Source organism: Streptosporangium sp. G11 (genome assembly GCF_051192615.1).
GTDB lineage: Bacteria > Actinomycetota > Actinomycetes > Streptosporangiales > Streptosporangiaceae > Streptosporangium.
In genome coordinates this window covers 1-1,409 of the sequence record NZ_JBPJUQ010000287.1, presented here as the reverse complement: position 1 = coordinate 1,409, position 1,409 = coordinate 1, and the positions used below count along the sequence as shown (strand labels likewise).

The 1,409-nt window shown below is 66.6% G+C and carries 2 protein-coding genes; both read right to left on the bottom strand.

The window, feature by feature from the left end; genetic code table 11:
* Window positions 1-198 (bottom strand): hypothetical protein (locus ACSDR0_RS50585; protein WP_435296130.1); only part of this gene is annotated, 198 nt, incomplete at its 3' end.
* A gap of 192 nt (window positions 199-390) precedes the next feature.
* The coding region (locus ACSDR0_RS50580; protein ID WP_435296129.1) for an RICIN domain-containing protein at window positions 391-1,409 on the bottom strand (1,019 nt) is incomplete at its 5' end.

Here is a 1,409-nt window from a genome sequence, read left to right as displayed (position 1 = left end):
GCGCTCTTTCATCTTCCACCTGGCCAAGCACTCAACATCGGCATACCGCATCAAAACCCGGGAACGCCGGGGCCCCGGGAACCGGTCGGCACGGGATCTTCCGGCCGTCAGGCGGCCTACGGCCTGGACATCATCGAGACGGGCTTCGTGGCCGGTGAAGTAGCCGCGTTCGCGCCATAGGTCTCGCCACTTGAGCACGGCCTGCTTCGTCCGCGACGGGAAACACGCCTTGAGCGGCGCACCACCACACTCTGAACGAGAAGATCGCGCGAACGCGCCACCAACCCGACACCACGGCAATCCGGCTCCCGGCACCGAGCACACAGCACGGGATCGGCGCCGGGGGCGTGAGGGCTGTACCGCGGATCCGCGGTCACGTCGAGACGACCGTCAGACGGCCGTGCGCGACCACTGCTGGTTGGTGCCGGTGTTGCACGGATACTGCTTGAGGATCACGCCGTTCGCGGTCGACGCGGCCGGTACGTCCACGCATTTGCCGCTGTGTCGTGCCCGGAGCTGAAAGTAGCCGCCGTTGGCGACCATCTGGAACTGCTGGTTGGCGCCGGTGCCACAGGTGTACTGGACGAGCTCGGCACCGTCGGCGGTCGAAGCGCCCACCACATCAAGACACTTTCCGCTGTGGCGGCTGATGATGCGCCAGTAGCCGCTGCCGGCGTCCTGGAACTGCCACTGCTGCCATGCGTTGCCGCCGTAGGTGTACTGGCCGACGCGCGCACCGTTGGCGGTGTTCGGTTGCTGGACGTCCACGGCCTTGCCGCTGTGGCGCGCGTCGATCCTGTAGACCGTTTCCGGCGAAGCGGTAGGTGTGGGGGTAGGGGTGGGGCCGCTGACGGTGTCGCCCCAGGCATACCGGACCCGGTTGGCGCCGTGGCCGTTGCGGGTGGTCAAGATGAGATTGGTGCCGCTGCCACCCAGAGCGTACATCGAGTACCAGTCGTAGCCGATGGTGCCCGTCTTGCCGCCGATGGCGGGCCAGTAGGTGCCGCCCATCTGGTTGTCACGCATGACCTGGGCCATGGCGCGGAGGTAGCGCACGAAGTTGTCGGTGCTGTTCGCGTCGCCGTAGTTGAGGCCGGTGGACATCGGCGCGCCGAACTCGGTCGCGACCGCGCGGGAGGCGCAGTTGCCCAGACGCGTCTGGATGTGGCTTCGGAAAGCGTCGTAGGTCATGGCGCCGTAGAAGAAGGCGTAGTAGTGGAAGGACAGCAGCGTCGAGTTGAAGCGGCTGTCGTTGCAGATGTCCCGCAGGTCCTGACTGAAGCCGGTGCCGCCGATGAGCACCCGGCCGGGCACCGCCGAGGTGTGATAGCTGAGCCAGTTCGCCGCGACGTTGCGCCAGTCCGCCGATGAGTAGCCGTGCGGCTCGTTCATCGGCTCGAAGTAGACGT